This is a genomic window from Amycolatopsis dongchuanensis (genome assembly GCF_039542405.1).
Lineage (GTDB): Bacteria > Actinomycetota > Actinomycetes > Mycobacteriales > Pseudonocardiaceae > Amycolatopsis_E > Amycolatopsis_E sacchari.
Genome location: NZ_BAABIB010000045.1, coordinates 246,703 through 272,454, shown reverse-complemented (window position 1 = coordinate 272,454; position 25,752 = coordinate 246,703). Strand labels below are relative to the sequence as shown.

The 25,752-nt window shown below is 71.6% G+C and carries 27 protein-coding genes; 13 read left to right on the top strand and 14 right to left on the bottom strand.

The window, feature by feature from the left end:
- Window positions 1-38: 38 nt before the first annotated feature.
- The 3 genes from ABFX51_RS09620 to ABFX51_RS09610 form a co-directional block, all read right to left on the bottom strand.
- Window positions 39-704: a response regulator gene (locus ABFX51_RS09620; protein ID WP_091506862.1), complete on the bottom strand. Its 666-nt coding sequence runs from the start codon at window positions 702-704 to the stop codon at window positions 39-41.
- Window positions 701-1,759, bottom strand: a complete 1,059-nt coding sequence (locus ABFX51_RS09615; protein ID WP_091507088.1) for a sensor histidine kinase — start codon at window positions 1,757-1,759, stop codon at window positions 701-703. The genes ABFX51_RS09620 and ABFX51_RS09615 overlap by 4 nt, the downstream gene beginning before the upstream one ends.
- 111 nt (window positions 1,760-1,870) lie before the next feature.
- Window positions 1,871-2,710, bottom strand: coding sequence for a helix-turn-helix transcriptional regulator (locus ABFX51_RS09610; protein ID WP_346053477.1), 840 nt, complete (start codon window positions 2,708-2,710; stop codon window positions 1,871-1,873).
- Window positions 2,711-2,811: 101 nt separating this feature from the next.
- On the opposite strand from ABFX51_RS09610, the gene ABFX51_RS09605 reads away from it, so the two are divergent.
- From ABFX51_RS09605 to ABFX51_RS09595, 3 genes are read left to right on the top strand one after another with little or no spacing between them, the layout of a single operon-like run.
- Window positions 2,812-4,215, top strand: a complete 1,404-nt coding sequence (locus tag ABFX51_RS09605; protein WP_346053475.1) for an MFS transporter — start codon at window positions 2,812-2,814, stop codon at window positions 4,213-4,215.
- Between the two features lie 54 nt (window positions 4,216-4,269).
- Entirely contained in the window at window positions 4,270-4,839 is a 570-nt protein-coding gene (locus ABFX51_RS09600) for an RNA polymerase sigma factor (protein ID WP_346053473.1), read from the top strand.
- Window positions 4,832-5,704 carry a VOC family protein gene (locus ABFX51_RS09595; RefSeq protein WP_346053471.1) on the top strand — a complete coding sequence of 291 codons (873 nt, stop codon included), beginning with the start codon at window positions 4,832-4,834 and terminating at the stop codon, window positions 5,702-5,704. The genes ABFX51_RS09600 and ABFX51_RS09595 overlap by 8 nt, the downstream gene beginning before the upstream one ends.
- On the opposite strand, the gene ABFX51_RS09590 is transcribed toward ABFX51_RS09595, so the two are convergent.
- Window positions 5,701-6,996, bottom strand: a complete 1,296-nt coding sequence (locus tag ABFX51_RS09590) for a UDP-glucose dehydrogenase family protein (protein ID WP_346053470.1) — start codon at window positions 6,994-6,996, stop codon at window positions 5,701-5,703. The genes ABFX51_RS09595 and ABFX51_RS09590 overlap by 4 nt on opposite strands.
- A 149-nt stretch (window positions 6,997-7,145) precedes the next feature.
- Between ABFX51_RS09590 and ABFX51_RS09585 the strand changes: the two genes are divergently transcribed.
- Genes ABFX51_RS09585 through ABFX51_RS09575 form a run of 3 tightly spaced genes read left to right on the top strand, consistent with a single transcriptional unit; the run spans window position 7,146 to window position 9,170 of the window.
- Window positions 7,146-7,904: an SDR family NAD(P)-dependent oxidoreductase gene (locus ABFX51_RS09585; RefSeq protein ID WP_091506848.1), complete on the top strand. Its 759-nt coding sequence runs from the start codon at window positions 7,146-7,148 to the stop codon at window positions 7,902-7,904.
- A gap of 13 nt (window positions 7,905-7,917) precedes the next feature.
- Entirely contained in the window at window positions 7,918-8,715 is a 798-nt protein-coding gene (locus ABFX51_RS09580; RefSeq protein ID WP_346053468.1) for a thymidylate synthase, read from the top strand.
- Window positions 8,712-9,170, top strand: coding sequence for a dihydrofolate reductase (locus ABFX51_RS09575; protein ID WP_091506843.1), 459 nt, complete (start codon window positions 8,712-8,714; stop codon window positions 9,168-9,170). Before ABFX51_RS09580 ends, ABFX51_RS09575 begins: the two co-directional genes overlap by 4 nt.
- Here the strand turns inward: ABFX51_RS09575 and ABFX51_RS09570 are convergent.
- The gene (locus ABFX51_RS09570) at window positions 9,167-10,801 is read right to left on the bottom strand and encodes a TM0106 family RecB-like putative nuclease (RefSeq protein ID WP_346053466.1); all 1,635 of its coding nucleotides are present in this window, start codon (window positions 10,799-10,801) and stop codon (window positions 9,167-9,169) included. The genes ABFX51_RS09575 and ABFX51_RS09570 overlap by 4 nt on opposite strands.
- Window positions 10,802-10,920: 119 nt before the next feature.
- Between ABFX51_RS09570 and ABFX51_RS09565 the strand changes: the two genes are divergently transcribed.
- Window positions 10,921-11,382 carry a DUF6474 family protein gene (locus ABFX51_RS09565; RefSeq protein ID WP_091506838.1) on the top strand — a complete coding sequence of 154 codons (462 nt, stop codon included), beginning with the start codon at window positions 10,921-10,923 and terminating at the stop codon, window positions 11,380-11,382.
- On the opposite strand, the gene ABFX51_RS09560 is transcribed toward ABFX51_RS09565, so the two are convergent.
- Genes ABFX51_RS09560 through ABFX51_RS09545 form a run of 4 tightly spaced genes read right to left on the bottom strand, consistent with a single transcriptional unit; the run spans window position 11,375 to window position 14,928 of the window.
- Entirely contained in the window at window positions 11,375-12,337 is a 963-nt protein-coding gene (locus tag ABFX51_RS09560; RefSeq protein ID WP_091506836.1) for a glycine betaine ABC transporter substrate-binding protein, read from the bottom strand. The two genes, ABFX51_RS09565 and ABFX51_RS09560, sit on opposite strands and share 8 nt — an antisense overlap.
- Window positions 12,334-13,110, bottom strand: coding sequence for an ABC transporter permease (locus tag ABFX51_RS09555; protein ID WP_091506834.1), 777 nt, complete (start codon window positions 13,108-13,110; stop codon window positions 12,334-12,336). Before ABFX51_RS09555 ends, ABFX51_RS09560 begins: the two co-directional genes overlap by 4 nt.
- On the bottom strand, window positions 13,107-14,288 hold the full coding sequence (locus ABFX51_RS09550; protein ID WP_428832461.1) for an ABC transporter ATP-binding protein: 1,182 nt from the start codon (window positions 14,286-14,288) through the stop codon (window positions 13,107-13,109). Before ABFX51_RS09550 ends, ABFX51_RS09555 begins: the two co-directional genes overlap by 4 nt.
- Window positions 14,281-14,928, bottom strand: a complete 648-nt coding sequence (locus ABFX51_RS09545) for an ABC transporter permease (RefSeq protein ID WP_091506832.1) — start codon at window positions 14,926-14,928, stop codon at window positions 14,281-14,283. The genes ABFX51_RS09550 and ABFX51_RS09545 overlap by 8 nt, the downstream gene beginning before the upstream one ends.
- A 257-nt stretch (window positions 14,929-15,185) precedes the next feature.
- On the opposite strand from ABFX51_RS09545, the gene ABFX51_RS09540 reads away from it, so the two are divergent.
- The 4 genes from ABFX51_RS09540 (at window position 15,186) to ABFX51_RS09525 (ending at window position 18,068) form a co-directional block, all read left to right on the top strand.
- Window positions 15,186-15,704: a hypothetical protein gene (locus ABFX51_RS09540; protein WP_346053461.1), complete on the top strand. Its 519-nt coding sequence runs from the start codon at window positions 15,186-15,188 to the stop codon at window positions 15,702-15,704.
- Between the two features lie 70 nt (window positions 15,705-15,774).
- Window positions 15,775-16,512, top strand: coding sequence for a YcnI family copper-binding membrane protein (locus tag ABFX51_RS09535; RefSeq protein ID WP_091506827.1), 738 nt, complete (start codon window positions 15,775-15,777; stop codon window positions 16,510-16,512).
- Window positions 16,513-17,049: a copper resistance CopC family protein gene (locus ABFX51_RS09530; protein WP_346053459.1), complete on the top strand. Its 537-nt coding sequence runs from the start codon at window positions 16,513-16,515 to the stop codon at window positions 17,047-17,049.
- Window positions 17,046-18,068, top strand: coding sequence for a copper resistance D family protein (locus ABFX51_RS09525; protein ID WP_346053457.1), 1,023 nt, complete (start codon window positions 17,046-17,048; stop codon window positions 18,066-18,068). The genes ABFX51_RS09530 and ABFX51_RS09525 overlap by 4 nt, the downstream gene beginning before the upstream one ends.
- A 155-nt stretch (window positions 18,069-18,223) precedes the next feature.
- Here ABFX51_RS09525 and ABFX51_RS09520 read toward each other — a convergent pair whose 3' ends face one another.
- The gene (locus ABFX51_RS09520; RefSeq protein ID WP_346053455.1) at window positions 18,224-19,126 is read right to left on the bottom strand and encodes a phosphotransferase enzyme family protein; all 903 of its coding nucleotides are present in this window, start codon (window positions 19,124-19,126) and stop codon (window positions 18,224-18,226) included.
- A 28-nt stretch (window positions 19,127-19,154) separates the two neighbouring features.
- Window positions 19,155-20,537 carry a helix-turn-helix transcriptional regulator gene (locus ABFX51_RS09515; protein WP_091506817.1) on the bottom strand — a complete coding sequence of 461 codons (1,383 nt, stop codon included), beginning with the start codon at window positions 20,535-20,537 and terminating at the stop codon, window positions 19,155-19,157.
- A gap of 288 nt (window positions 20,538-20,825) precedes the next feature.
- Between ABFX51_RS09515 and ABFX51_RS09510 the strand changes: the two genes are divergently transcribed.
- Both ABFX51_RS09510 and ABFX51_RS09505 read left to right on the top strand, forming a co-directional pair.
- Entirely contained in the window at window positions 20,826-21,155 is a 330-nt protein-coding gene (locus tag ABFX51_RS09510) for a hypothetical protein (protein ID WP_091506815.1), read from the top strand.
- Window positions 21,156-21,162: 7 nt separating this feature from the next.
- Window positions 21,163-21,570 carry a hypothetical protein gene (locus tag ABFX51_RS09505; protein ID WP_091506813.1) on the top strand — a complete coding sequence of 136 codons (408 nt, stop codon included), beginning with the start codon at window positions 21,163-21,165 and terminating at the stop codon, window positions 21,568-21,570.
- A 376-nt stretch (window positions 21,571-21,946) separates the two neighbouring features.
- On the opposite strand, the gene ABFX51_RS09500 is transcribed toward ABFX51_RS09505, so the two are convergent.
- The 3 genes from ABFX51_RS09500 to ABFX51_RS09490 all read right to left on the bottom strand — a co-directional run bounded on the left by ABFX51_RS09500 (window position 21,947) and on the right by ABFX51_RS09490 (window position 25,742).
- Window positions 21,947-23,119, bottom strand: coding sequence for an LLM class flavin-dependent oxidoreductase (locus ABFX51_RS09500; protein ID WP_091506811.1), 1,173 nt, complete (start codon window positions 23,117-23,119; stop codon window positions 21,947-21,949).
- A 110-nt stretch (window positions 23,120-23,229) separates the two neighbouring features.
- Complete coding sequence (locus ABFX51_RS09495) at window positions 23,230-24,477, bottom strand: MFS transporter (protein ID WP_091506809.1); 1,248 nt, start codon at window positions 24,475-24,477, stop codon at window positions 23,230-23,232.
- Entirely contained in the window at window positions 24,474-25,742 is a 1,269-nt protein-coding gene (locus ABFX51_RS09490; protein ID WP_091506806.1) for a GH1 family beta-glucosidase, read from the bottom strand. The genes ABFX51_RS09495 and ABFX51_RS09490 overlap by 4 nt, the downstream gene beginning before the upstream one ends.
- Between the last annotated feature and the right edge of the window lie 10 nt (window positions 25,743-25,752).

Below are 25,752 nucleotides of genomic sequence, written 5' to 3'. Positions count from 1 at the left end.
GCGGGGTACCCCCAGCCGGGTGACGGACTCTGCCCAGTTCACCGCCCTGGGGTGACCAGGCCGGACTCGTAGGCCAGTACCACCAGCTGCGCGCGGTCGCGGGCGCCGACCTTCGTCATGATGCGGCTGACGTGCGTGCGGGCCGTGGCGGTGGAGATCACCAGGTGGGCCGCGATCTCGTCGTTGGACAGGCCGCTCGCCACCAGTGCCAGCACCTCGCGTTCGCGGTCGGTGATCTGGCGGACGGCGTCGCGGTCGACGTGGCGGTTTTCGGGTCTCGTGACGAACTCGGCGATCAGCCTGCGGGTCACCGTGGGGGCCAGCAGCGACTCCCCCGCGGCCACCACGCGCAGGGCCCGCAGCAGCTCGACCGGTTCGGTGTCCTTGAGCAGGAAGCCGCTCGCGCCCGCGCGCAACGCCTCGTAGACGTACTCGTCGACGTCGAACGTGGTCAGCACCAGCACCTTCACCGCCGCCAGCTCCTCGTCCGCGGTGATGCGGCGCGTCGCCTCCAGGCCGTCCACCCCGGGCATCCGGACGTCCATCACCACGACGTCCGGGCGGTGCGCGCGCGTCAGCTCCACCGCCTCGCCGCCGTCGCTCGCTTCGCCGCACACCTCGAAGCCGTCCTCGGTCTCCAGCAGCACCCGGAAACCGGCGCGCACCAGTGCCTGGTCGTCGGCGAGCACCACGCGGATCGTCATGAGACCTCCTCGGCGGGCAGCTCCGCCCGCACCTCGAACCCACCTTCGACCGGTCCCGCGGTGACTCGGCCACCGAGCGCCGCGGCCCGTTCCGCCATGCCCCGCAGTCCGTTGCCCGCCACCGCTTCCTGCGGTGCACGGCCGTCGTCCCGCACCGCCAGCGCGAACCTGCCGTCACTGCGTCCGAAGTGGATGTCCACTCTGGACGGATCGGTCGCGTGCCGCACCACGTTCGTCAGGGACTCCTGCAGTATCCGGTACGCCGTGCCGTCGACGGGGGCGGGCAGCTCCCCCGGGGAGCCGTGCACCTCGACCCGCAGACCGGTCGCCCTGGCGCGGTCGAGCAGGTCGTCCAGCTGCCGCAGGCTCGGCGCCGGCGCGAGCCCCTGCCCCGACCGCAGCACCGCGACCGTCGCCCGCAGGTCCGCGAGCGCCGCCGCGCTCGCCTCCTTGATCGCCAGCAGTGCGGCGACCGCCTGCTCCGGCCGCCGGTCCGCGACGTGCGCCGCGACCCCGGCCTGCACGTTGATCATCGCCAGGCTGTGCGCCACGACGTCGTGCACCTCGCGCGCGATGAGCAGCCGTTCCCGTTCGGCCATCCGGGACTGGTGCTCCGCCGCGCGCTCCCGCGCCGCGTGGACGGCGGCCGCCCGGTTGCGCACCGCCGTGCCGATGCCCAGCACCGCCGCGAGCCAGACGACGAGCAGCCCCACCGGGGTGTTCGCCGCGAGCCTGCCGCCGGTGCCGAAGTACACGGCGAGCGCGGCCAGCAGCGCGGCGCCGCCGGTGATCCCGGCGACGAGCGGACCCCGGCGCCGGGTCAGGATGAACAACGCGATCGTCGGCAGCAGCAGCGCCGGGCCGTCCGGGTACGGCATGCGGTAGTAGGCCACCACCACCGACCCCGTCACGAGGAACACCGGCAGCGGGAACCGGCGCACCAGCAGCAGCGGCAGCGCCGCACCGATCAGCCACAGGTACCCGGGCAGCTCCAGCGGCTCCGAACCGGGCCGCATGCGCCCGGCCGCCGTCGTCGCGCCGAGCACGAACACCATCGGCACGAACGTCAGCAGCAGGTCACGCGCATACCCGCTCACTCGCCACACGCACAGAAAACTACGGCACCCGCGGCCGTCCGCGCGTCCGTCGAAAAGCGGCTTCCCCGGCTACGCGTTGTGCAGGCGCAGCTTGCGCTCGGTCTCGTCGTCGGCGGGCACGAACGTGGTCAGCCGCGTCTCCGAGCGGCGGCCGAACCACATGTGGGTCGAGTCGAAGCTGAGCAGCCCCGCCTCGGGGTGGCGCACCCGCTTGGTCAGGTTGCGCATCGGCTGGACGTCGTGCCGGTGCCACAGCGCCGCGAACTCCGGCGACTCGCGGTTCAGCCGTTTGACCAGCTGCTTCCAGGCCGGCTCGTCGACGTGCTCCGCCATCGAGGCCCGCAGCTGCGCGACCGAGCGGGCCTCGTTCGTCTTCCAGTCGACCATCCGCGCCTGCCAGGCGGGGTTGGTGAAGCACTGCAGGATCGAGTTGCGCTCGTCGAAGGGCACGGCACTCACGTCGAAGAGCCAGTCGTACACGCGGTTGAAGGCGAGGATGTCGGTGCGCGCGTTGTACACCGCCGCCGGGTAGGGCTCCAGCTTCTCGAGCATCGCGCGGACCGCCGGGGTCACCGCGGCGCACTCCCGCTCGTCCACCGGCTCCGGCAGCCCGGCGAGGGTGAACAGGTGCGAGCGCTCGTGCGGGTCGAGCCGCAGCGTCTTCGCGACGGCACGCAGCACCTGCTCGGAGGCGTTGATGTCGCGCCCCTGTTCCAGCCACGTGTACCAGGTCACCCCGACGCCGGCGAGGTGCGCGACCTCCTCCCGCCGCAGCCCCGGCGTGCGCCGCCTGCCGCCCACCGGCAGACCGACCTGCTCCGGGGTGATGCGCTCGCGGCGGCTGCGCAGGAAGGCCGCCAGCTCACGACGGCGGATCTCGTCGGCGGACAGGCGCACAGCGGTGGTCATGCTGCCACTGTCACACAGCCCGCAGCCGGTTACCAGGTGGTGCGGATACCTGGATAACCACGCTCTGGTACCACGATCCGCGGCGGCCGACCGTGGGTTCCATGACGACTGTTCTGCCACTCGCGGCGCCCGGGACCCGGACGCTGTCGCGAGCCGGGCTGGCGACCGTGCTGCTCGGCGCGGCGCTGGCCCCCATCGACCTGTTCATCGTCAACGTCGCACTGCCCACCATCGACGCCGACCTGCACGCCTCCACCGCGACACTGGAGTGGATCGTCGCCGGGTACGGCATCGCGTTCGCGCTGCTGCTCGTCGTCGGCGGCCGCCTCGGGGACGCCTTCGGCCGCCGCAGGATGTTCATCGGCGGGCTCTCCGCGTTCACCCTGCTGTCACTGGTCTGCGGGATCGCCCCGGACGCCACCACACTGGTGCTCGCCAGGGCGGCGCAGGGCGCGGCCGCGGCGATGCTGGTGCCGCAGGTGCTGTCGATCATCCAGGCCACCACCACCGGCGAGCACCGGGCCCGCACGCTCGGCTACTACGGCGCGATCGGTGGCATCGCGATGGTCGTGGGACAGCTGCTCGGCGGCGTCCTCGTCTCGGCGGACCTCGGCGGCTCGGGCTGGCGGCCGATCTTCCTGGTGAACGTGCCGATCGGCGTGCTCGGCGTCGTGCTGGCGCGCCGCACCCTGCCGGAGACCCGCGCGGAGCACCCGATGCCGGTGGACCGCGCCGGGACCGCGCTCCTCGGCACCGCACTGCTGGCGCTGCTGATCCCGCTCATGGAAGGCCGCGCGCTCGGCTGGCCCGTGTGGTGCTGGGTGCTGCTCGCCCTGTCGCCGGTCGCGGCGGCCGCTTTCGTCGCCGTCGAACGCCGGCTGGAGGCGGCGGGCGGCGTACCGCTGCTGCCGATGTCGCTGCTGCGCACCCCGACCATGCGGCGCGGGCTCGGCATCGCGGCACCGTTCTTCGTCGGCTTCGGCGGTTTCCTGTTCGTCTACGCGCTGACCCTGCAGGACGGTCTGCACCTCGGGCCGCTGGAGTCCGGGCTCGCGCTCACCCCGCTCGCGGTCGCGTTCCTCGGCGCGTCCCTGCTCAGCAGCAGGCTCGTGGCCCGGCTCGGGCACCGGGTGGTCGTGCTCGGCGCGAGCACGCAGCTGCTCGGGCTGCTGACGCTGGTCGCCACGGTGCTGGTGGCCTGGCCGGACGTGAACGCGCTCGCCCTCGTGCCCGGCACCCTGCTGTGCGGCATCGGGCAGGGCCTGACCGCGCCGACGATGTTCCGCGTCATCCTGTCCCGCGTGCCCGCCTCCAGCGCCGGGGTCGGCAGCGGGATGCTCACCACCACGCAGCAGACGTGCCTCGCGCTCGGCGTCGCCCTGCTGGGCACCCTGTTCTCCGCCTTCGACTTCGAACGCGGGCTGGTCACGGTGACGCTGGTGCAGGCACTGCTGGTCGCCGGGATCGCGTTCGCGGCGCGGCGGCTGCCCGATCCGCGCGGCTGAAAAAAGTCCGGTTCGGGGCGTCGGAAAACCCCGGCGCCGGACGACGATGGGGATGTGAGCGAACCGCGGGTGAGACCGGACCCGGCCTTCGCGCTGCTCGACGTGTACGAGGAGGCGCTGCCGGAGGTGTACGGCTACCTGCTGTCCCGCTGCGGGAACCGGGCGGTCGCCGAGGAGCTGACGTCGGAGACGTTCCTCGGCGCCGTGTCCGCCTGCCGCACCCCGGGAGCGCCGCCGGTGAGCACCCGGTGGCTGATCGGGGTGGCCCGGCACAAGCTGGTCGACCACTGGCGGCGCCGGGAGCGGGAGGAACGCGGGCTGCGGCTGGTGCACGAGACCGAGGCCGTCGACCCCTGGGATTCCGAGGTCGACGCTTTGCTGGCCCGGGAGGTGCTCGCCGAGCTCGGCGGGCACCACCGAGCCGCGCCCGCCCGTCGCCCGACCACCACCCCCGATCGAGACACTTCGTGCCACAGTGTTGTCGTGCGGTACCTCGACGGGCTGCCGGTCCCCGAGGTCGCGCGACTGCTCGGGCGCACGGTGCGCGCGACGGAAGCACTGCTGGTGCGGGCGAAAGCCGCGTTCCGCGCCGCCTACCGGGGGAAGGAGGGCCGCCATGACTGACCCGTTCGACGCCCTCCGCGAGCCGGTGCGCCCGGCCGAGCCCGATCCGCGGTTCGCCGCCGAACTACGCGAGAGGTTGCAGCGTGCCGTTCTGAACGGAGGAGACATGACCACGACCGAAGCGCCCGCGGAAGCGCGGCTGCACTCCCTGACCCCGTACCTCGCCGTGTCCGACGCCCGTCGCGCGCTCGACTTCTACGTCGAGGTGTTCGGCGCGACCCGCCGCGCGGAGCCGATCGTCATGCCGGACGGCCGCATCGGGCACGCGGAACTGGCCATCGGCGACTCGGTGCTGATGCTCGCCGAGGAGTTCGAGGACATCGGCCACGTCGCCACGCCCGGTGGCGCGTCCGTCCGCGTCGAAGTGTCCGATGTGGAGGATTGCGTGCGCAGGGCGGTGGACCGGGGCGCGGAGGTGCTGCGCCCGGTCGCCGACACCGGGCACGGGCTGAGCGGCGCGATCCGCGACCCGTTCGGCCAGCGGTGGCTCGTCGCGCAGGCCCCGGTCCGGACGCCGCAGGGCACGCGCCCGCGGCACGGGGAGGCCGGGTACTTCACGTTCCAGGTGCCCGACGACGAGGCGGCGAAGGCGTTCTACGGCGGCGTGCTCGGCTGGCAGTTCGCGCCGGGCCGCGTCGAAGGTGGTTGGAACGTGGAAGGTTCCGGGCTTTTCGGCGGTCTGTGGGGCGGCCCGGGCCGCCAGGTCGGCTGGAAGCTCATGTACGCGGTCGACGACCTGGACGCCGCTCTCGTCCGCGTCCGCGAACTGGGCGGCCAGGCCGGTGAGGTGGAGCGTCAGCCGTACGGGCTGTCCGCGGACTGCGTGGACAACCAGGGCATCGAGTTCTGGCTCTGGCAGCCCTAACCGGCGAGGGCGCGGGCGCGCGGCCTGCCGAGGCCCAGCCACGACAGGCCCGCCGCCAGCACCGAGCGCGGGTCGAGCAGGTTGCGGGTGTCGACGACGGAGTCGCCGTGCATCAGCTCCGCCACGTAGTTCCAGTCGAGCCTGCGGAACTCGTCCCACTCGGTCAGCACGACGAGCGCGTCCGCGCCCTTCGCCGTCTGGTACGGGTCGTCCACCACCCGCATGCCGGGCAGCTCGCCGCCGACCGCGGGGTCGTAGGCGGTCACCTCGGCGCCGTGGGCGGCGAGCATCGCGGTCACAGACAGGGCAGGCGAATCCCGCAGATCGCTGGTGCCCGCCTTGAACGCCAGCCCCAGCACCCCGATCCGCGCGCCGGCGAGCGTGCCGACGGTGCCCGCGATCTTCGCGACGATCCGGTCCCGCTGGGCGATGTTCTCCTGGATCGCCGCGGACAGCAACGAGAAGTCGAACCCCACGGATTCGGCGACCTGCACGAGCGCGTGGGTGTCCTTGGGCAGGCAGGAACCACCCCAGCCGGGGCCGGGCTTGAGGAACGAACGGCCGATGCGGCGGTCGTAGCCCATGCCCTCGGTCACCGACTCGATGTCGGCGCCCAGCCGCTCGCACAGCTCGGCGATCGCGTTGACGTAGGACAGTTTCATGGCGAGGAAGCAGTTCGCCGCGTACTTCACCAGCTCGGCGCTGGCGGCGTCGGTCACGACGCTCGGCGCGGCGAGGTCGGCGTAGAGCCCGGCCACCCACTGCGCGGCGGCCTCGTCGTCCGCGCCCACGACGATCCGGTCCGGGTTGAGGAAGTCGGCGACCGCGGTGCCCTCGCGCAGGAACTCGGGGTTCGCCACGACCGGCACGTCCGGGCGGCCGAGGAGGGCGCGGATGCGCTGCGCGGTGCCGACGGGCACGGTCGACTTGGTGATCACGGCGCAGCCCGGCGGCAGCGAGCCCGCGATCTCGTCGATCACCGCCTCCACCGCACGCAGGTCGGCGCCCCCGCCGGCACCCATCGGCGTCGGCACGCAGAGGAACACGGCCTCGGCGTCGGCGACCGCCTGCCGCGACCCGACGACGAAGGTGAGCCGTCCGGCCGCCAGCCCGCGCGCGACCAGCTCCTCCAGTCCGGGTTCGAGGATGTCCACCCGGCCGGCCGCGAGTCTCGCGACCTTCACGGCGTCCACGTCCACGCAGGTGACCTGGTGGCCGAGGCTCGCCAGGCAAGCTCCCGTGGTGAGGCCTACGTATCCGGTGCCGATGACGACGATCCGAGCTGAGCCCATGCTGCGAAGGTCGCATCCGGAGTTGACGCCCGTGCTAACGCCGGTGGTCGCGGCCGAATACTCCGCGCGACGGTGAGGAGGACCACCAGGCGGCGATGCGAACGACCGTTAACCTGAGGGCCTGGCAGTGTGGCGAGGAAGGGAACGACATGCGGATCACGGACACGGCGGCGATCGTCACCGGCGGGGCTTCCGGACTCGGTGGCGCGACGGCGAAGGCGCTGGCGGAGCGGGGCGCGCGGGTCTTCGCGTTCGACCTCCCGGCGGGGATCGAGAAGGCGCCCGAGGTCGACGGCGTGACCTACGTGGGTACCGACGTCACCGACCCCGAGCAGGTGAAGGCCGCCGTCGAGCAGGCCGCGGGGGCGGGCGTCCCGCTGCGCACCGTCGTCAACTGCGCGGGCATCGGCCCGTCGGCCCGCATCCTGTCCCGCAAGGGCACGCACGACCTCGGCCTGTTCAAGAAGGTCATCGAGGTCAACCTGATCGGCACGTTCAACGTCATCACGCTGGCCGCCGAGGCGATCGCCCAGACCGAACCCCTGGAGCACGACGCCCGCGGCGTCATCATCAACACCGCGTCCGTGGCGGCGTTCGACGGGCAGATCGGGCAGGTGGCGTACTCGGCGTCGAAGGGCGGTGTGGTCGGGCTGACCCTGCCCGCGGCCCGCGACCTCGCCTCGCAGGGCATCCGCGTCATGACGATCGCGCCGGGCATCGTGGACACCCCGATGCTGGCGACGGTGAGCGAGGAGTTCCGCGCGGGGCTGGCGGCGGGCGTGCCGTTCCCGAAGCGCCTCGCGCGCCCGGACGAGTACGCGCAGCTCGCCCTGTCCATCATCGACCACGACTACCTCAACGGCGAGGTCATCCGCATGGACGGCTCGTTGCGGATGGCGCCGCGGTAGTTAGGCTCGCGGCATGCCGGATACGCAGTACGAAGACCTGCTCCGCCATGTGCTCGAGACGGGTGCTCGCAAGGCCGACCGCACCGGGACGGGTACGCGGTCGGTCTTCGGGCACCAGCTGCGGTACCGGCTGTCCGACGGCTTCCCGCTCATCACGACGAAGAAGGTCCATTTCCGCTCGGTCGCGTACGAGCTGCTGTGGTTCCTGCGTGGCGACTCGAACATCGGCTGGCTGCGGGACAACGGCGTCACGATCTGGGACGAGTGGGCGGCGCCGGACGGCGAGCTGGGCCCGGTGTACGGCGTGCAGTGGCGTTCGTGGCCCACGCCGGACGGCGGGCACGTCGACCAGATCTCCGAGGTGCTGCGGACGCTGCGCGAGAACCCGGATTCGCGGCGGATCATCGTGTCCGCGTGGAACGTCGCCGACATCCCGCGGATGGCACTGCCGCCGTGCCACGCGTTCTTCCAGTTCTACGTCGCCGACGGCGAGCTGTCCTGCCAGCTGTACCAGCGCAGCGCCGACCTGTTCCTCGGCGTGCCGTTCAACATCGCCAGCTACGCGCTGCTGACGCACATGATCGCCGAGCAGGTGGGCCTGCGCGCGGGTGACTTCATCTGGACCGGCGGCGACTGCCACATCTACGACAACCACGTCGAGCAGGTGCGGACGCAGCTCGCCCGCGAGGCGCGCCCGTTCCCCACGCTGCGGCTGAAGCCGGCGGAGAGCCTGTTCGACTACACCTACGAGCACATCACGATCGACGGCTACGACCCGCATCCCGCCATCAAGGCGCCGGTGGCGGTGTGATCGGGCTGGTCTGGGCGCAGTCGGCGAACGGGGTCATCGGCCGGGACGGCGCGCTGCCGTGGCACCTGCCCGAGGACCTCAAGCACTTCCGCACGCTGACCGCGGGCGCCGCCGTGGTGATGGGCCGCCGGACGTGGGAGTCGCTGCCGCCGCGGTTCCGGCCGCTGCCGGGCAGGCGCAACCTCGTGCTGTCGCGCACCCCGCAGGAGGGCGTGGAGACGTTCCCCGACCTGCCGCGGGCGTTCGCCGCGGTGACCGGCGACGTGTGGGTGATCGGCGGCGCCGCGGTGTACCGGGCGGCACTGCCGTTCGCGGACCGGATCGTGGTCACCGAACTCCAGGAGCACTTCGACGGCGACACGCACGCCCCGGACGTCGGCCGCGCGCCGGACTCCGCCGGGGAGTGGCAGGAGTCGGTGACCGGCCTGCACTACCGGTTCCTCACCTGGGGCTAGAGATCTCCCATGTACGGGATCGCGTTGGCGCGGCCGGACATCCAGTCACGCAGGACGCGGGTGGCCTGGACGTCGTCCTCGTTGTAGCGGAGGAGGCGCTCGCGCTGGGTGTCATCCGGGACGCCACCGTCCATGCCCACCGCGTCGCGGTACCAGCGCATCGACGCCTCGCCGCCCGCCTCCGGGTCACGCCACGTGAAGCCGGCCACCGGGGCGATCACCTTGAGCCCCTTGCCCCGGGCGCACAGGAACTGGTCGGTCACCCCGCGGAACAGGTCCACCCACTCGTCCGAGTCCACAAAGGACTGGACCTCGCGGCGCGACGGGATACCGGGGCGGCCCGCGAAGCGCTCGACCGAGCCGAAGAGCCAGCGGTTCTCCGCCAGCGCGTTGTAGCAGTACGCCCGGAACGTCAGCCCCGCCGCGAGCGTGCGCTCCCGCACCTCGCGCAGCCACGCCCAGAACTCCGCGAACGAGCGCGCTTCATCCACAGTGGGCAGTGGGTCCCACGTCGCGAACGCCCGGTACCCCTGCGGCACGCCGATGTCCACGCCGGACAGCAGGCACCCCCACAGGTACGCCCCGGACTCGCCGAAGCTCTCCATGTCCACGTCGACCTCGACGTCCCCGCGCGGCACCGTCACCTCCGGCACGCGGCGCACGACCGTCAGGTCCGCCAGCCACGCCCTGGCCAGCGCTACGGCGTCCCCGAACGGGCCGGACGTCCACGCGACCGGCGGTTCGTCGGCCGGGTCCAGCGCCGCCAGCTTGTCCACAGTGGAGACACCCGCGCGGCGCAGTTCCATCGCGTCCTCACCGCGGACCACGAGGCTCACGTCCCGCTCCGCCCGCAGTCGCGCCTCGCACGTCGGCCACCACGGGCACGTGCGGCACTCCAGCACCCGCGACGGCTCCGCCAGCTCGGGTTCGCCGTTCGCCGCCGCGAGCGCGACGGCCACCCGGTCGGCGAAGCGGCTGTCGTACTCCGTGAGCGCGCTGCGGCCGCCCGGCCACGTCGGCGCCGCCAGGTCGTGCCACAGCACCACGTCGGCGTCCAGCCCGATGACCCCGCCCAGCGGCCGGTGCGCCGCCCTGCCCAGCGTCTGCAGCATCCGGCGCAGGTGGGCCAGGCGCAGCTGGTCACGGGCGTGCGAACGGACCTTGCGCTCCTCGTCGACGACCGCGCGCCCCGGATCGAGCACCGTCGGCGGGGTGGTGACCGCGCCCGTGCCCGGATCGGTGACGCGGTGGCGCACCACGAGCACCGGCAGGTACCCGCCGTCGGAACGCACCAGCAGCTCCGCGCCGCCCCGGCGGTGACCCTCGCGGTCCGGCGGCAGCAGCGCCCCCCAGATGAACTCGGCCTCGTCGGCCAGCGCCCGCTCGGTGACGCGCACCCGGTCCTCGGCGGGAAGATCACGCGGCACCGTCACCCAGCCGGCCCCGGGAACGGCCTCCACCAGGCGCTTCCTGATCACCTCGCGATGCGCGGCGGCGTCGGCGATGCGCTGCTCGGCGGCCGGATCGGGCGGCGCCAGCGGCACACCGCGCATCGCCGGATCGGCTTCGAGGTGCACGCGACGCCGGCAACGGCTCACCGCTCCGGCATCCAGCAGCACCTCTGTTTCCACGTGAACCACTGTAGAAGCACCCACCGACAGAAAGGTCCGGACGTCCGTTATGCAGTAGGGCCAGCCGCTTCCCCACCGCCACCCTCAACGGAGGCGCTCCGCGCCGCTACATTTACCCAATGAGCCGCAAGAAGGACTCCGTCGAGAAGGGCCTCACGCCGAAGAGGGCCCGCAACGCCGTCTCCGTGGCCAAGGTCGTGGTACCGGCGGTGGCACCGGTGCTCGCGCCGGTCGCCATCAAGGTGGCGGCCGCCGTGCGCGAGGGCTACGACCGGTACCAGGCCCGGCGCATCGGGGTGCCCGTCGAGCGCTTGCCGGAGTTCACCGGCCGCGGCGCCGGCCTGCTCGCGCGCATCGCCGGGGTGTCCGACGCGCTCGCCGACCTCCGCGGTGCCGAGCGCGCGAGCGACGACGACCGGAAGTTCGCCGCCGACGCGCACGCGACGCTGCAGCAGCTCACCGCGGCCGTCCGCGCGGCGGAGCGGATGCCCGCGTCCCGCCGCAAGGCCGCGCACCAGGCGGTGGCGAAGGAGCTGGAGCGGCTGGAGACCGAAATCCTTCGCCGCCTCGGCCTTACTTGATAAAGCCCTTCGACACCATCCAGTCGCGCGCGACCTCACCGGCGTCCCTGCCGTCCACGTCGACCTGCTTGCACAGCTCGACCATCTGCTTGTTGTCCATCGCCTTGCCGACGGGCACCAGCACGTCGGCCAGCGCGGGATGCGCCTGGAGGAACGACTTCTTCATCGTCACCGCGGCGTTGTACTGCGGGAAGAACTTCTTGTCGTCGTCCAGCACCCGGAGGTTCAGCCCGGCGATCCGGCCGTCCGTCGTGAAGATCTCGCCGAAGTTGCAGGTGTTGTTCGCCACCGCGGAGTAGATCGCCCCGGTGCCGAACGTCTTGACCGTCGTGGTCGGGAACCCGTAGGTCTTCGTGACGCCCGGCATGCCGTCCTGCCTGCTGGCGAACTCCGTCTCCACGCAGAACACCGCCTGGTCCGGGTGCTCCTTGAGGAACGCCGTCATGTCCGAATTGGTCTTGAGGTTGTGCTCGGCCGCGTAGGCCTCACGCGCGCCGAAGGCGTAGGTGTCGTTGAGCGGCGAGTAGTCCAGCCAGGTGATGCCGAACTGCTGCTCGTCGGCCGCCTTGACCGCGTCGTACTGGCGTTGCTCGTCCGGGATCGGCTGCGTGTTGCCCTGGTAGGAGATCCAGCCGGTGCCGGTGTACTCCCACGACAGGTCGATCTGCCCGTTGAGCAGTGCCTGCCGCGCGCTGTTCGACCCGCTGATGTTGGTCAGGTCGATGACGTTCGCCCCGGCCGCGGACAGCGCCAGCTCGGCCAGGTAGCCGAGGATGATGTTCTCGGTGAAGTCCTTCGAGCCGACCGTCACGGTCAGCCCCTCCAGGCTCGGCACCGGGCGGATCGTGCCGGGTTTCACGTCGTAGGGCAGTGCGGCGTTGACGTTCAGCCCGCACGCCGTGAGCGACGACGCGAGCAGGACCGCGCCGAACAACGCCTTCAGCCGGTGCTTCACTTGAGCCCCCTCGGTCCGAAAACCTCCTCCAGCACCGCGCCCACCCAGTCGACCAGCAGCGCGAGACCGACCGCGAGGACCGCGCCGGTGATGAGCACGGGGATCCGGTTGAGCTTGTAACCGGTGTCGATGAGTTCGCCGAGCCCGCCGCCGTTGACGAAGAACGCCAGCGTCGCGGTGCCGACGGCCAGCACGAGCGACGTGCGCAGCCCGGCGAGGATCAGCGGCACGGCGAGCGGCATCTCGATGCGCCACAGCACCCCCGCGCCGGACATCCCGATGCCGCGGCCGGCGTCGGTGAGCGCCGGGTCGACGGCCTCGATGCCGACGATCGTGTTGCGCAGCACCGGGAGCAGCGAGTAGAAGGCCAGCGGCAGCACCGCGCACCAGAAGCCTTCCCAGTTGGTCCACAGGAAGAACAACACGATCATGCCGAGCGCGGGCGCGGCCTGGCCGATGTTGGCGATGGTCAGGAACACCGGTGCGACGCGGCGCGCCCAGCCGCGGGTGAGCAGCATGCCCAGCGGCACCGCGACCCCGACGACGATCGCCGCCACGGCGACGGTGATCAGCAGGTGCCGCCACGTGTCGGCGAGCAGCGTGGAGAGGTTGAGGTTCTCCGCCTCGATCGCGTCGTTGTCGCGCGTGAGCGCCCAGGCGAGCACGGCACCGACGATGAGCACGACGGCGACCGGCTGGGCGATGAACCGCCCGCGTTCCGCGCGGCGCGAGCCCGACTCGGTGGAGAAACCGCTTTCTACGGTCGTGGTCATGACTCGGTGTGCTCCTCGCGCAGCCGCTGGATCTCCGCCATCACCGTGTCCATTTCGATCATCCCGGCGTACTCGCCGCGCTGACCGGTCACCGGCACCGCGCCACCCTCGACGAGCATGGCTTCCAGCGCGTCCTGCAGGGTGGACTGCAGGCTGACCGAGTCACCGAGCGGTTTGCCCGCCGTGGCCAGCGAGGAGGCGTTCCGCAGGTCACGCACGTGGACCCAGCGCAACGGGCGCCGCCGCTGGTCGAGCACCAGCGCGTACTTCTCGTTCTGCTCGGTGAGCTTCCGGTGCAGGTCGGCCGGCGCGTCGGCGACGCTCGCGGTCACCGTGCTCTGCCGCAGCTCCACGTCGCGGACGCGCAGCAGGGTCAGCTGCTTCAGCGAGGCGCCGGCCCCGACGAAGCCGGCGACCGTGTCGTCGGCGGGGTTGGCCAGGATCGCGTCGGGCGTGTCGTACTGCAGGATCTTCGACTGCGGGCCGAGCACCGCGATCTTGTCGCCGAGCTTGACCGCCTCGTCGAAGTCGTGCGTGACGAACACGATCGTCTTGTGCAGTTCGGACTGCAGGCGCAGCAGCTCGTCCTGCAGGTTGCCGCGCGTGATCGGGTCCACCGCGCCGAACGGCTCGTCCATCAGCAGCACCGGCGGGTCCGCGGCGAGCGCCCGCGCCACACCGACGCGCTGCTGCTGACCGCCGGAGAGCTGGCGCGGGTAGCGGTCGCGGAACTGCGCCGGGTCGAGCCCGACCAGGTCCAGCATCTCCTCGACCCGGTCGTTGACCTTCTTCTTGTCCCAGCCCAGCAGCCCCGGTACGACGGCGATGTTCTGCGCGACGGTGAAGTGCGGGAACAGCCCCGCCTGCTGGATCGCGTAGCCGACCTTGCGGCGCAGGCGGTCGGGGTTGAGCTTCAGCGCGTCCTCGCCGCCGATGGCGATCTTCCCCGACGTCGGTTCGATGAGCCGGTTGATCATCCGCATCGTCGTGGTCTTGCCGCAGCCGGACGGGCCGACGAGGATCACGATCTTGCCTGCCGGGATGGTCATCGTGACGTCGTCGACGGCGGGCTGCCGCGAACCGGGGTACCGCTTCGTGACGTGCTCGAGCTGGATTTCGACGCCGGAGACGGCGTTCTCCGCCGCGGCGGACGACGGACTGGCGATCGTTTCAGACACGGACACCCCTCGGAACGGTGAAACGGGCGATGAGGACGTAGATGCCGTCGAGGATCAGCGCCAGCACGACGACTCCGATCGTGCCGGTCAGCGCCTGGTTGGTGGCGTTGGCGCTGCCCGCGCGCGTGAGCCCGGAGAACACCTCCGACCCCAGGCCGGGCCCCTTGGCGTAGGCGGCGATCACCGCGATGCCCATCAGCATCTGCGTGGCCACGCGCATCCCGGCGAGGATCGCGGGCCACGCCAGCCGCAGCTCGACGCGGGTCAGCACGCGCAGGCGGTTCATGCCGATGCCGCGTGCGGCGTCGGTCACCGCGGGGTCCACTCCGGACAGTCCCACGATGGTGTTGCGCACGATCGGCAGCAGCGCGTACACGACGAGCGGGATGACGCTGGGCGCCACACCCAGGCCCACGACGGGGATGAGCAGGCCGATGAGCGCGAAGGACGGGATCGTGAGGATCGTGCTCGCGAGCGCCGTGGCGAGGGCCGAGCCGATGGGGCTGCGGTACACCGCCACGCCGATCAGCACCCCGAGCACCGCGGCGACGACGGTCGCCTGGACGACCTCGCTCACGTGCAGCCAGGCCTGCAGCGACAGTCTGCTCCACCGGTCCGCGATGTAGTCGAACAGGTTCACGCGGGGCGGCCTCCCTCCGGTTTGTCACTCTTTCGGCGTAGCGAAGGAGCCGGTTCTTGGCTTGATCACCGTTCCTCATTCCTCGGTGATCAGCAACTTCCCGCCCTGGTCAGCACCGCGCGTATCACCCACAAGGACGACGGCTGACCAGGGAAGACAACAGTTGTGCACAATTTTTCCGGGACGTACCCAAACGTTGGGTTCACCACACGACACGGGCTTACCGCGGCTTTGCGACGGTCTCCTACGCTGGGCCGGTGAACAGGCCCCGGGCACGACACGGCGCGTCGCGCGTCGCGCGCGGAGCGCTGCTCGCCCTCTCCTCGGCGGGGCTCGCGATCACCGCGCACGCCCTCGCCGACGGCGGCCTGCCCGACACCGCGCTCACGCTCCTGCTGACCGCGCTGATCGGCTGGATCGGCTCCGCGCTGGCCGAACGGACCCGCGGGCCCCTCGGCGTGCTCGCCGTCCTCGGGACAGCGCAGCTCGCCATGCACCTCGTGCTCACCGGGCTGATGGACCACGGCACCACCACACCGGGCATGTACCTCGCGCACGCCGTGGCGACCGTGCTCACCGCCGGGCTGCTCTCGCACGCCGAGTCGATGCTGCGGGTCGGCGTCGCCCGGCTGTGGCTGCTGCTGCCCGTGGTGTGGCGCCCGGCGCCGGTCGCCGCGGGCCCGGTGCCGGTGCCCGTTCCCGCGCCGGACGTGCCGTTCGTCTCGGTGCTGCTGCGCCGGGTGCACGGGCGGCGCGGCCCACCCGTCCGCTCCTGAACCCCTGTCACCTCGCCGGCGTGTCACCCGCACGCCGGATCCCTTCGTCATGTTCAGGAGCGAACACCCCATGTCCCACCACCGCGCACTGCGCGCGACCGTGCTGGCGACCGCCTTCGGCGCCGCCGGCCTGCTCGGCGCCGGCATCGCGTCGGCGCACGTCACCGCCAACATCTACGGCGCCGAACCCCAGAAGGGCGGCAGCGGCGCCATCGTGTTCCGCGTGCCCAACGAGGAGGCCGACGCGGGCACCACCAAGGTCGAGATCGACATCAAGCCCGAGTACGGGATCAGCTCGGTGCGGTACAAGCCCGTCCCGGGCTGGACCGCCGAGGTGGTCAAGACCACGCTGCCCACGCCCGTGAAGGACGGGAAGAACCTCGACGTGACCGAGCCGGTCACCAAGGTCGTGTTCACCGCACAGCCGGGTTCGGGCATCGCCAAGGGCGAGAGCCAGTTCCAGGAGTTCGAGATCACCGCGTACTCGCTGCCGTCCAACGTGGACGAGCTGGTCCTGCCCGCGATCCAGACCTACGACAACGGCCAGGTCGTGAACTGGGACCAGGTCGAGGCCCCGGGCGGCGAGGAGCCGGAGCACCCCGCGCCGACCGTCCACCTGGCGGCGGCGTCCTCGGGTGACGGGCACGACGCGCACACCGCGAGCACCTCGACCACGGGTGAGGCGGCGAGCACCACGTCGGCCGACACCACCGCCCGCTGGCTCGGCGGCGCGGGGCTCGTGGTCGGCGCGCTCGGGCTCGGTGCCGGCGCCGGGGCCGTGCTGCGGAGCCGCAGGACGGCGAAGTAGATGCGCAAGGCACTGACCGTGCTGGTGGTGGCGGTGGCGGCGCTGGTCGCCACCGCCACCCCGGCGCTCGCCCACAACGTGCTGATCTCGACGGACCCGGCGAAGGGCGCCGCGCTCGACGCCGGGCCCGCGAGGATCACGCTCACCTTCGACGCACCGGTCCAGGGCGGCGACATCAACCAGGTGTCGGTGCTGGGCCCGGACCGCTCGCAGTGGGCGGAAGGCACGGTGGAGATCAACAGCAACGTCGTCAGCGCACCGGTGCGGCCACTCGGCCCCGCCGGGACGTACACCGTCGGCTACCGGATCCTGTCTGCGGACGGGCACCCGGTGGAGGGCGAGTACACGTTCACCCTCACCAAAGCCGGTAACGGCACCCCGGCGACCGCCGGTGCCGCGACCGGAGCCGCGCAGCAGTCCGGCGACAGCTCGGGCGGCAGCGGGGTCCCGGTGTGGGTGTGGATCCTCGGCGCGGTCGTGTTGCTGGCGATCGGGCTGACCCTGGCGCTGCGGACGGGTCGGGAGAAGACGCAGTGAGCAAGACCGAGACCACCTCGCCCACGCGGTACTCCACCGCCGTCGCGACGGTCGCCGCCGCGCTGGCCGGTGTGCTCGTCGGCGTCGCGCTGACGGCCACCGGCCCGGTGCCGGGCGTCACGGACGCGGGCGCGGTGGTCTCGGTCGCCATCCCCGTCGTCCGCGTGCTGCTCGACCTCGCGGCCGTGGCGACCGTCGGGCTCGGCCTGCTGTCGGTGCTGGTCGGGTACGACCGGCCGAAGCTCACCGAACCCGTGCTCGCGCTGGCCCGGCCCGCCGCGGTGGCGAGCGCACTGGTCTGGGCCACCGCGGCGATCGTCACCCTGCTGCTGCAGACCGTGGAGTTCCGCCCTCGCTCGAAGACGGTGTCCTTCGGCGACATCGCCGCGTACGTGGGGCAGATCGGCGCGGGCAAGGCGCTGCTCGTCGTCGCGGGGCTCGCGCTGGCCCACGCGGGGCTCGGCGTGCTCGCGCTGCGGCACGGCGAGAAGGTGCCCGCCGAGGTGCGGGTGGGGCTCGCGTTGTTCGCCCTGCTGCCCTTGCCGGTCACCGGGCACGCGGCGAACTGGAACTACCACGACTACACGATGATCTCGATGGAGCTGCACGTCATGAGCGCCGTCGCGTGGACGGGCGGGCTCGGCGCGATGGTCGTGCTGCTCGTCGGCAACCGGACGCTGCTCGCGCACGCGCTGCCCCGGTTCTCCAGGCTGGCGACGCTGTGCCTGGCGTTGACCGTGGTCACGGGACTGTTCAACGCCGCCGTCGAGATCCTGCTGAACCCGACGATCGGGTTCTTCCCCGCGTTGTTCACCACGGCCTACGGGCAGCTGGTGCTGCTGAAGGTGGTGTGCGCGGTGGCCATCGGCGTGCTGGCGGCGAACCTGCGGTGGCGGCTGATGCCCCGGATCGTCCGGCACGAGCGGACGGCGCTGGCTTCGTGGGCGAGCCTGGAGCTCGTCGTCATGGGGCTGGCCTTCGGCTTCGCCGTCGTGCTGACCCGGGCGCCCGTCTCATAACACCCTGTAGCCGCAATTTGCAAGCGGGGAGTAGCAACTCGCCCGATCAGGGTGACTAGTCGAGCCGAATTTATTACTCAATGCACGTGCATTTGCACAAACGACGAGCGGTCCCCTGTCATCGGCGAATGTCACCGAACGGTCTCGATCTGCGGCTAGCGGTAACGCGCCCAGGGATCGGCCGTGCGCCCGGCCCGCAGGTCGTCCAGCCGGCGCCGCAGCTCCGCCCGCACCTGGGGGTGGCTGCGCAGGATCGGCAGCACGCTCGTCGTCAGCTTCAGCTCCCGCGCCGCCCTGAGCACCGGAAACCCGTCCCAAGCGGCCACGTCGAAGCCGTAGACGTCGGCCAGCATCCGGTACCGGCCCGCCGGGTCCCCGAACCGCTCACGGCCCACCGCGAGCGGCGTCAGGTCCCACTCGCGCGGCCCGTGGGTCGTCGAGTCGAAGTCGCACAGCACCGGCCCGTCCGGCCCCACGATCACGTTGCCGGGGTGCGCGTCGCCGTGGATCAGGCCGCTGGGCAGCGGGAACTCCAGCTCGCCGAGCGCCGCTTCGACCTCGGCGCAGCGCCGCAGCAGGAACCGCCGGTCGCCCGGGTCCAGCTCCTCCGCGTCGGCCACCCGCGCCCGCACGTCGGCGAGCGGCGCCCACTCGCCCACGCCGTCGGGCACGGGCAGCTCGTGCACGCGCCGCAGCAGCAGCGCGAGGTCCTTCGCGGACGCCCTGCGCGCGGCAGGCGGCACGTACTCCCAGGCCGTGACGAGGTGCTCGCCCACGACGAGCGGCTGCTCGACACCCGGCAGCAGGCGGATCGCCGGCACCCCGTGCCGTTCGAAGTGCCGCGCCACGGTCACCACCCGGGAGACCCGGTGCCGCAGCGCGCGGGAGCCGACGATGCGCAGCACGACGGGTGCGCTCGCCAGCCGGTAGACGGCGTTGTTGGTGAACCGCAGCAGCCGGGCACCGCTCGGGTCGAGCCCGAGCAGCCCGGCCGCCGCGGTCAGCGCACCGGCCAGCTTTTCCCTGGTGAAACGGCCATCGAGAGTCGCGGTAGGCATGGTCGTGCACCCACCTTTCGCGGCAGGTTCAGGCGGCGAAGAAGATGCCCAGCCGCTCGGCGAGGTCGCGCGCGTCCGGGTTGTTCTTCCGCTTCTCCGCCTCTTCCTTGAGCGGCTGCATGCGGTCCCGCACGCGGGCGGACTTCAGGCCCTCGGCCGCTTCGAGCGCGGCCCGCCCGACGCGGGCGCCGTGGTCGATGTCGCCCTCGAGCAGGTGGTTGGTCGCCAGCGCGCTCAGGTTGAAGGTCTTGCTGCGCTGCATGTCCTCGCCATAGGCATCGACTGCCCTGGTCAGCGCCGGTATCGCGTACTTCGTGTGCTTGAGGTCCACGCTGCGCGCCAGCACCGTGTGCACGGTGCCGATCATGGCGTAGACGTCGGTCTCGTTGAAGAACTTCACCCAGTCCTCGGCCTCGGCGAGGTTCGCGCGGGCGAACTCGTCCTTGGCGAGGCCCAGCAGCTTCAGCGCCTGGTCCTCGTTCTCCATCATCGCGTAGGCCCACGCCTGGTTGGCCGCGAGCACGGCGATGGCCAGCTCCGAACCCGACTCCTGCGCCGCGATCTGCCCCAGCTGGAACAGCTTCAGCGCGTCGTTCGGGGCGTCCTGGTGCAGGTAGACGCGGCCCATCCGGTACAGGATGTTGGCCACCAGCGGGTTGTTGTCGCCCTGTTTCGCCAGCTCCAGCGCGTTCGCGAAGTGGCCGCGGGCCGAGTCCATCAGGCCCGTGTCGAACGACGTCCAGCCGGCCAGGCTGTGCAGGTCGGCCAGCGCCACGAACAGTCTCGACTTCACCGGGGTCGTCGCCGAGGAGTCCAGCATCTGCTGCCCCCACGACAGCTGCGCCACCACGGCGTCCCGGCAGAACCCGCCGCCGTACTGGTAATCGAGTGCCCGCAGCGCCCTCGTCGCTGCCTCCACCTGGCGCACGTCGGTCATGCCGATGTGGCCCGGCGCCGGCGTCCTCGCGGGAGCCGCCCCCCAGGCCTGCGGGGACGATCCGAAGACCGCCGCCCCCATCGTGACCTGGGCGGCATGCGCGAGGAAGTTCCGCCGTTTCACGGACTCGTCCTCCTCAGCCTGCTGCTCGTCGGCCGCGCCGACGACCTGAATCTCGGTGGCCTCGTCGTAGGCGAGGCCCATGTATCCACGGGGGACGCCCAGTCCGTCCGCGATCCTGGCCAGCACGTCGTAGGCCATGACCTGCCGTCCCTTGAGGATCTCCGAGACCTCGGACTGCGACTGTCCGGTGAGGGCGGCGATCTGGCGCTGGGAGATGCCCTCCTTGCGGAGGTTGCGGTAGACCGCGCTGATCTCGCGCGCGGCCAGCGCTTCGCGCATCTCCCGCTTCTCCCAGACATCAGCGCTGATCGGGTGGCCCTGCCGGGCGTCCCCAGTGCTACTGGCGTCCATTGCGCCCCCTCACCGTTCACGTCGGGCGTCGATTCGCAGCGTAGGCATTCTCATTCAACCGCGCGAAAGCCACTTTGCCGAGTCTGATCAGCCCGGCCGAACTCTCCTGACCGTTCACCGTGTACCCCGGGCCGGTCGCCGCTCCCGTGCCGCAGCGGCTTCTCTTCGCGTCTGGTTCATCGCAATCTAGTTCTCAGTTCTCCGTGAGCGAGCGGGCACACCCCGCGATCACACAGAGCAACCGAAAGACCCGGACAGGCCCGAGACCGACAGAGCGGAGTTGACGCGGTGGAGTTCATGGACTCGATCCCGGCAGCACGTGCGACCGCCGCCCAGGCTCACCACCGCGTCGGGGCGGTGAGGACGGCGGCCCGCTCCGCGGTGCCGGCCGTGACCGACCCGCGTGCCGCGCAGGTGCGCCGTTACGAGGGCGGCCAGCTGGTGTGGCGCGTGCAGTGCGGCGACATGATCAACCGGGAACGTTGTGTGACGGTGCTCGTGCAGGACGACCAGGTGGTGCTGGTGGGACCGCCCGGGGAGACGGCGCGGCTGACCGCGGGCCAGCTCGGCCAGCTGCGGGCGGCGCTCAACGAAGCTGCGAAGCTGACGGAAAGGTAGTTCTGAAGTGGACCAGATTCTTGGGCAGGTGCTCCGCAACGCGGTGTGGGAGCGGCTCGACATGCTCGCCGACCTCGCCACCCGCGCCGACACGGACTCGCTGGTGTCGGTCGCCCGCTCGGAGCTCCCCCGGCTGACCGAAGGCTGGCGCGCGATGCTCTCGGCGCACGAACCGGACGAGCGGGGCGACTGCCCCACCTGCTCGACCCGGTGGCACCGCTGCAAGGCGCCGTGCTCGGTGTGGCAGGTGGCCCACGAGCACCTGGTCGCCGGCGGCCTCGCTCCCCAGCAGGACCTGCGGCGCACGTGGCGCCGGACCAGGGCGAACGTCCCCGCCCAGACCCGCGCCCCGAAGCCCACGCAGGCGGAAACCACGGGACGCCACGCGCTTATACCGCAGGTCGCAGCGCACTGACCGCTCGTCGATTAATCGTAAAAACCTGGCTCCAGACTCTGGCGGACAGTCCCCTCCGCCGCTATGTTGATCACCATGGTCGCTGGTTGCGAAATTGCAGACCGCAGCTTGCGACCGCCCCGCCCTTGACCGGGTGGCCCCGATACCCGCCCCTGACAGGGCGGCCCGAAACTCCGCGGGCCGGTGCCGTTGCACTCCCCTCCCCCGACCGGCACCGGCCCGCGGGCCCACTCCCACTCACTCGCTGCGCTCGTTTCGCGGCGGAGCGGGCCGGTCATCGTTTCCGGGGGGCGACCCCCCGGACCCCCACGGTGCGAGTTCCTCACCCTGCCGGGCGCTGGGCACGTGAACGTTGGACCAACACGGGCGCAGCTTCCTAGTCGGCCGCTGGCGCGGCCTCGTGTTTGGCGAACGCCGCGGACTGGGCCGCTTGCGACTCGCGTTCCCACTGGGGTTTCAGCGCGGTGGCCCAGTCGTAGTTCGCCCGGAGGCTGTCCAGTGACCCCTGGAAGACCGGTGCGACGTGCTGGGCGAACAGTTCGTACGAACGCAGGGTCGCCGCCCGGTCGGCCCAGTTGCCCTCGAAGATCACGAACGACCCGAATCCGCCCGACTGTTCGGTGAGCCGGTTGATCTGCTCGATCGCGTCGTCCGGGGTGCCGATCACGGCGAACCCGCTCTGCCGCACGGCCTCCACCAGATCGCTCACCCCGCTCATGTCGGGCAGCGCCGCCGATGTCAGCTTGGTGACGTAGCCGTGGACCCAGTCCTCGAGCCCGGCCGCGACGTTCGCCGCGGCCTGTTCGCGGGTCTCCGCGAGGTGCACCGGGCAGACGAGGCGCCAGGAACTCCGGTCCACGGTCTGGCCGAACTCCCGCGCTCGCTGCCCCAGCACGTCCCAGTGCCAGGCCAGCGCGTTGAACCCCTCGGGCTGGGTCGCGGCGGCCGACAACAGACCGGCGCCGAACCTCCCCGCCAGGCTCGGCCCCGAGGGCGAGGCGACCGCTGTCACCACGATCTCGAACCTCGGGCGCGTGTAGGGCCGCAACTGCAGCCGGGCGTCCCGCAGCTCGAACCAGCTGGTCTTCCGGTTCACGGGTTCGTCGCCGTCGAGCAGCGCCACGATCGCTTCGAGCGACTCCTCCATCATGTCGCGCGCCCGGCCGAGGTCGACGCCCAGCATGTGCGCGTCGGCCGGGAGCGAACCGGGACCGACACCGAGCATGGTCCGACCGCGCGTGAGGTGGTCCAGCAGCACCATCCTGTTCGCGACGTTCAGCGGGTGGTGGAACGGCAACGTGATGGCGCCGGTGCCGAACCGGATCCGCCGCGTGCGCTCGGCGGCGGCCGCGATGAACACCTCGGGCGAGCTGATCGTCTCGTACCCACCGCTGTGGTGCTCCCCGATCCAGGCTTCGTCGAAACCGAGGTGGTCGAGGTACTCCATCAACTCGACGTCACGCCGCAGCGCGAGCGTCGGGTTCTCGTTGCGCGAGTGAAAGGGCGGGTGGAACACCCCGAACCGCGTCGGGTGCTGGCTGTCGCTCATGGAACCTCCGTTGGGTGTGCACCTTCCAACGTGAGCGTCCCGAGACGTGGTGCCGGCCGAGCTCGCCTGGGGCCCGTTCGGTCCCGTTACCTGCGCCAAAGGGGAACGCGCTAACGGACTGTTTTCACCCCCGCCACGGCGCCTCCGGCCAGTAGCGTCGCGAGGCCAGCGGCCGCGAAGAGCGCCGGGTAGCCACCCAGGTCGGCCAGGATGACGGTCGCCAGCAGGGGCGCGATGACCTGGGGCAGCAGGTTGGCGATGTTGATGACCCCCAGGTCCTTCGCGCGGTCCTGCGCCTTCGGCAGGACCTGCGTCAGGATCGCCAGCGCCACCGCCCAGTAGGCGCCGAAGCCGACGCCCAGCAGCGGGGACGCCGCCAGCGCCGCGGGCCACGTCTGCCACGTCGTCAGCGCGAACGCCGCCGCGGCCATCACCACCACCGACAGGTACACGTACGGCTTGCGCCTGCCGGTCTTGTCGGACAGGTGCCCGACCGCCACCCCGCCGATCGCCAGTGCCACGCCGTAGAGGCCCATCATGATCAGCAGGCCGGTGTCCGGATCCGGGTAGTGGACGGCGTCCTTGAGGAAGTACAGCAGGAAGAACGTGCCGAGGCTGTTGCCGAGGTTGATCAGGAAGTGGCAGCTCCACGCCCAGGCGAAGTCCGGGTGGGCACGCGGTGACACCCACAGCTCCGCCAGCACCTGCCGCCAGCCGTGCGGGGGTCGCCAAGTCCTCGGCAGCGCGAGGTCGGGGGTCCGGAACACGAACACCGCCGCACCGAGCAGCACCAGCACGGCGCACGCGACGTAACCACCCGGCAGGCTCGTGACCACCACCGTCACCAGCACCGCGCCGAGCACCGTGCCCAGCATCTGGCTGATCCCGACCAGACCACCGATGTGCGCGCGCTGCTCCACCGGCACCCGGTCGGGCACCGCCGACGTCAGCGTCGCGAGCATCCCGTTGAGCCCCGCCTGCACGACGCACCAGCCGATGGTCATCACCAGGACGTTCGGCGCGAGCGCCAGCACCACCAGACCCACCGCGCCGACGGCCGCCCCCAGCAGCGTCCACGGGTGCCGCCGGCCGAAGCGCGACCGCGTGCGGTCCGAAGCGAGGCCCACCAGCGGGTTCGCGATCAGCGAGACGACCGCGCCGACGCCGGTGACGATCCCGAACACCAGTTCCTTGTCCGCCGCGTCGAGCAGCTCGGCCTGTTCGGGCAGCAGGATCTGGATCGGCGCGTAGATCCCCAGCCAGAGCCCGATGTTCGCGAGGAACAACAGGGTCGTCCAGCCGGGCCGGACCCGGGTGACCGGTTCGGCCAGCGCCGCGGGCAGTTGCGTTTCGGTCATCGGCTCACCAGTTCCCGGTACCAGGCGAAGGAGTCCTTCGGCGTGCGGCGCTGCGTCTCGTAGTCCACGTGCACGAGCCCGAACCGCGGCGCGTAGCCCTTGGACCACTCGAAATTGTCGAGCAGGGACCACACGAAGTAGCCCCGCACGTCGACCCCCGCGTCCATCGCCGCCCGCAGTGCCGCGAGGTGCCGTTCGAGGAAGTCGATGCGCTCGGGATCGTGCACCCCGTCGAAGCTGCACCCGTTCTCGGTCACGTAGACCGGTGGCAGTTCGTACCTCGCGGCGAAGCGGACGAGCAGCTCCCGCAACCCATCGGGCACGATCGGCGAATGGTTGGTGGTGCGGGGAAAACCCTCGATCGGGCGTAGTTCGAACGGCAGCGGGTTGCCCTCGCCCGGGGCCGCCGCGCCCTGCGGTTCGTAGTAGTTGACCCCGTAGAAGTCGAGCGGCTGCGCGATCACGGGCAGGTCGTCGGCACAGTCCGGCGGCAGGTACGGCAGTAGCTCTTCCGGGTAGCGGCCGAGCAGCACGGGATCGGCGAACAGCCCGTTGAGCAGCGCGTCCAGCCAGTCCGCGGCCGCGCGATCGGCTTCGCTCCCGCTCGCGGGCCACACCGGCGAGTGGTGGTTGGCGGTGCCGACGCTCGTCGCGCCGGCGGCACGCAGCACCCGCACGGCGAGCCCGTGGGCGAGGTGCTGGTGGTGGGCGGTCGGCAGCGCGTCGAGCAGCAATGCCTTGCCGGGGGCGTATTCGCCGATCGCGTACCCGTAGACGGTCGTGACCACGGGTTCGTTGAGCGGGATCCACATCTTCACCCGATCAGCGAAGGCGTCGGCGAGGATCGCCGCGTAGTCCTCGAACCGCGAGGCGGTGTCCCGGTTCAGCCAGCCGCCCGCTTCCTCCAGTTCGAGCGGGAGGTCCCAGTGGTAGAGGGTGCCGACCGGCGCGATCCCGGCAGCGCACACCTCGTCGAGGAGGCGGTCGTAAAAGGCCAGGCCACGGGGGTTCGCCGGGCCGGAGCCACCGGGCTGGACGCGGGGCCAGGCGAAGGACATCCGGTAGGCGTCCACCCCCAGGTCCGCCATCAGCGCGACATCGTCGGCGTAGCGGTGGTAGTGGTCGGTCGCGTCGCCGGCGGGCTCCGGGCCGAAACCGTCCCAAATGGACGGACCACGGCCGTCCTCGCCGGGAGCCCCCTCGATCTGGAAGGCTGAGGTGGACACGCCCCACACGAAATCCGCCGGGAAGATCAGGTTTTCCACTGCCGCACGA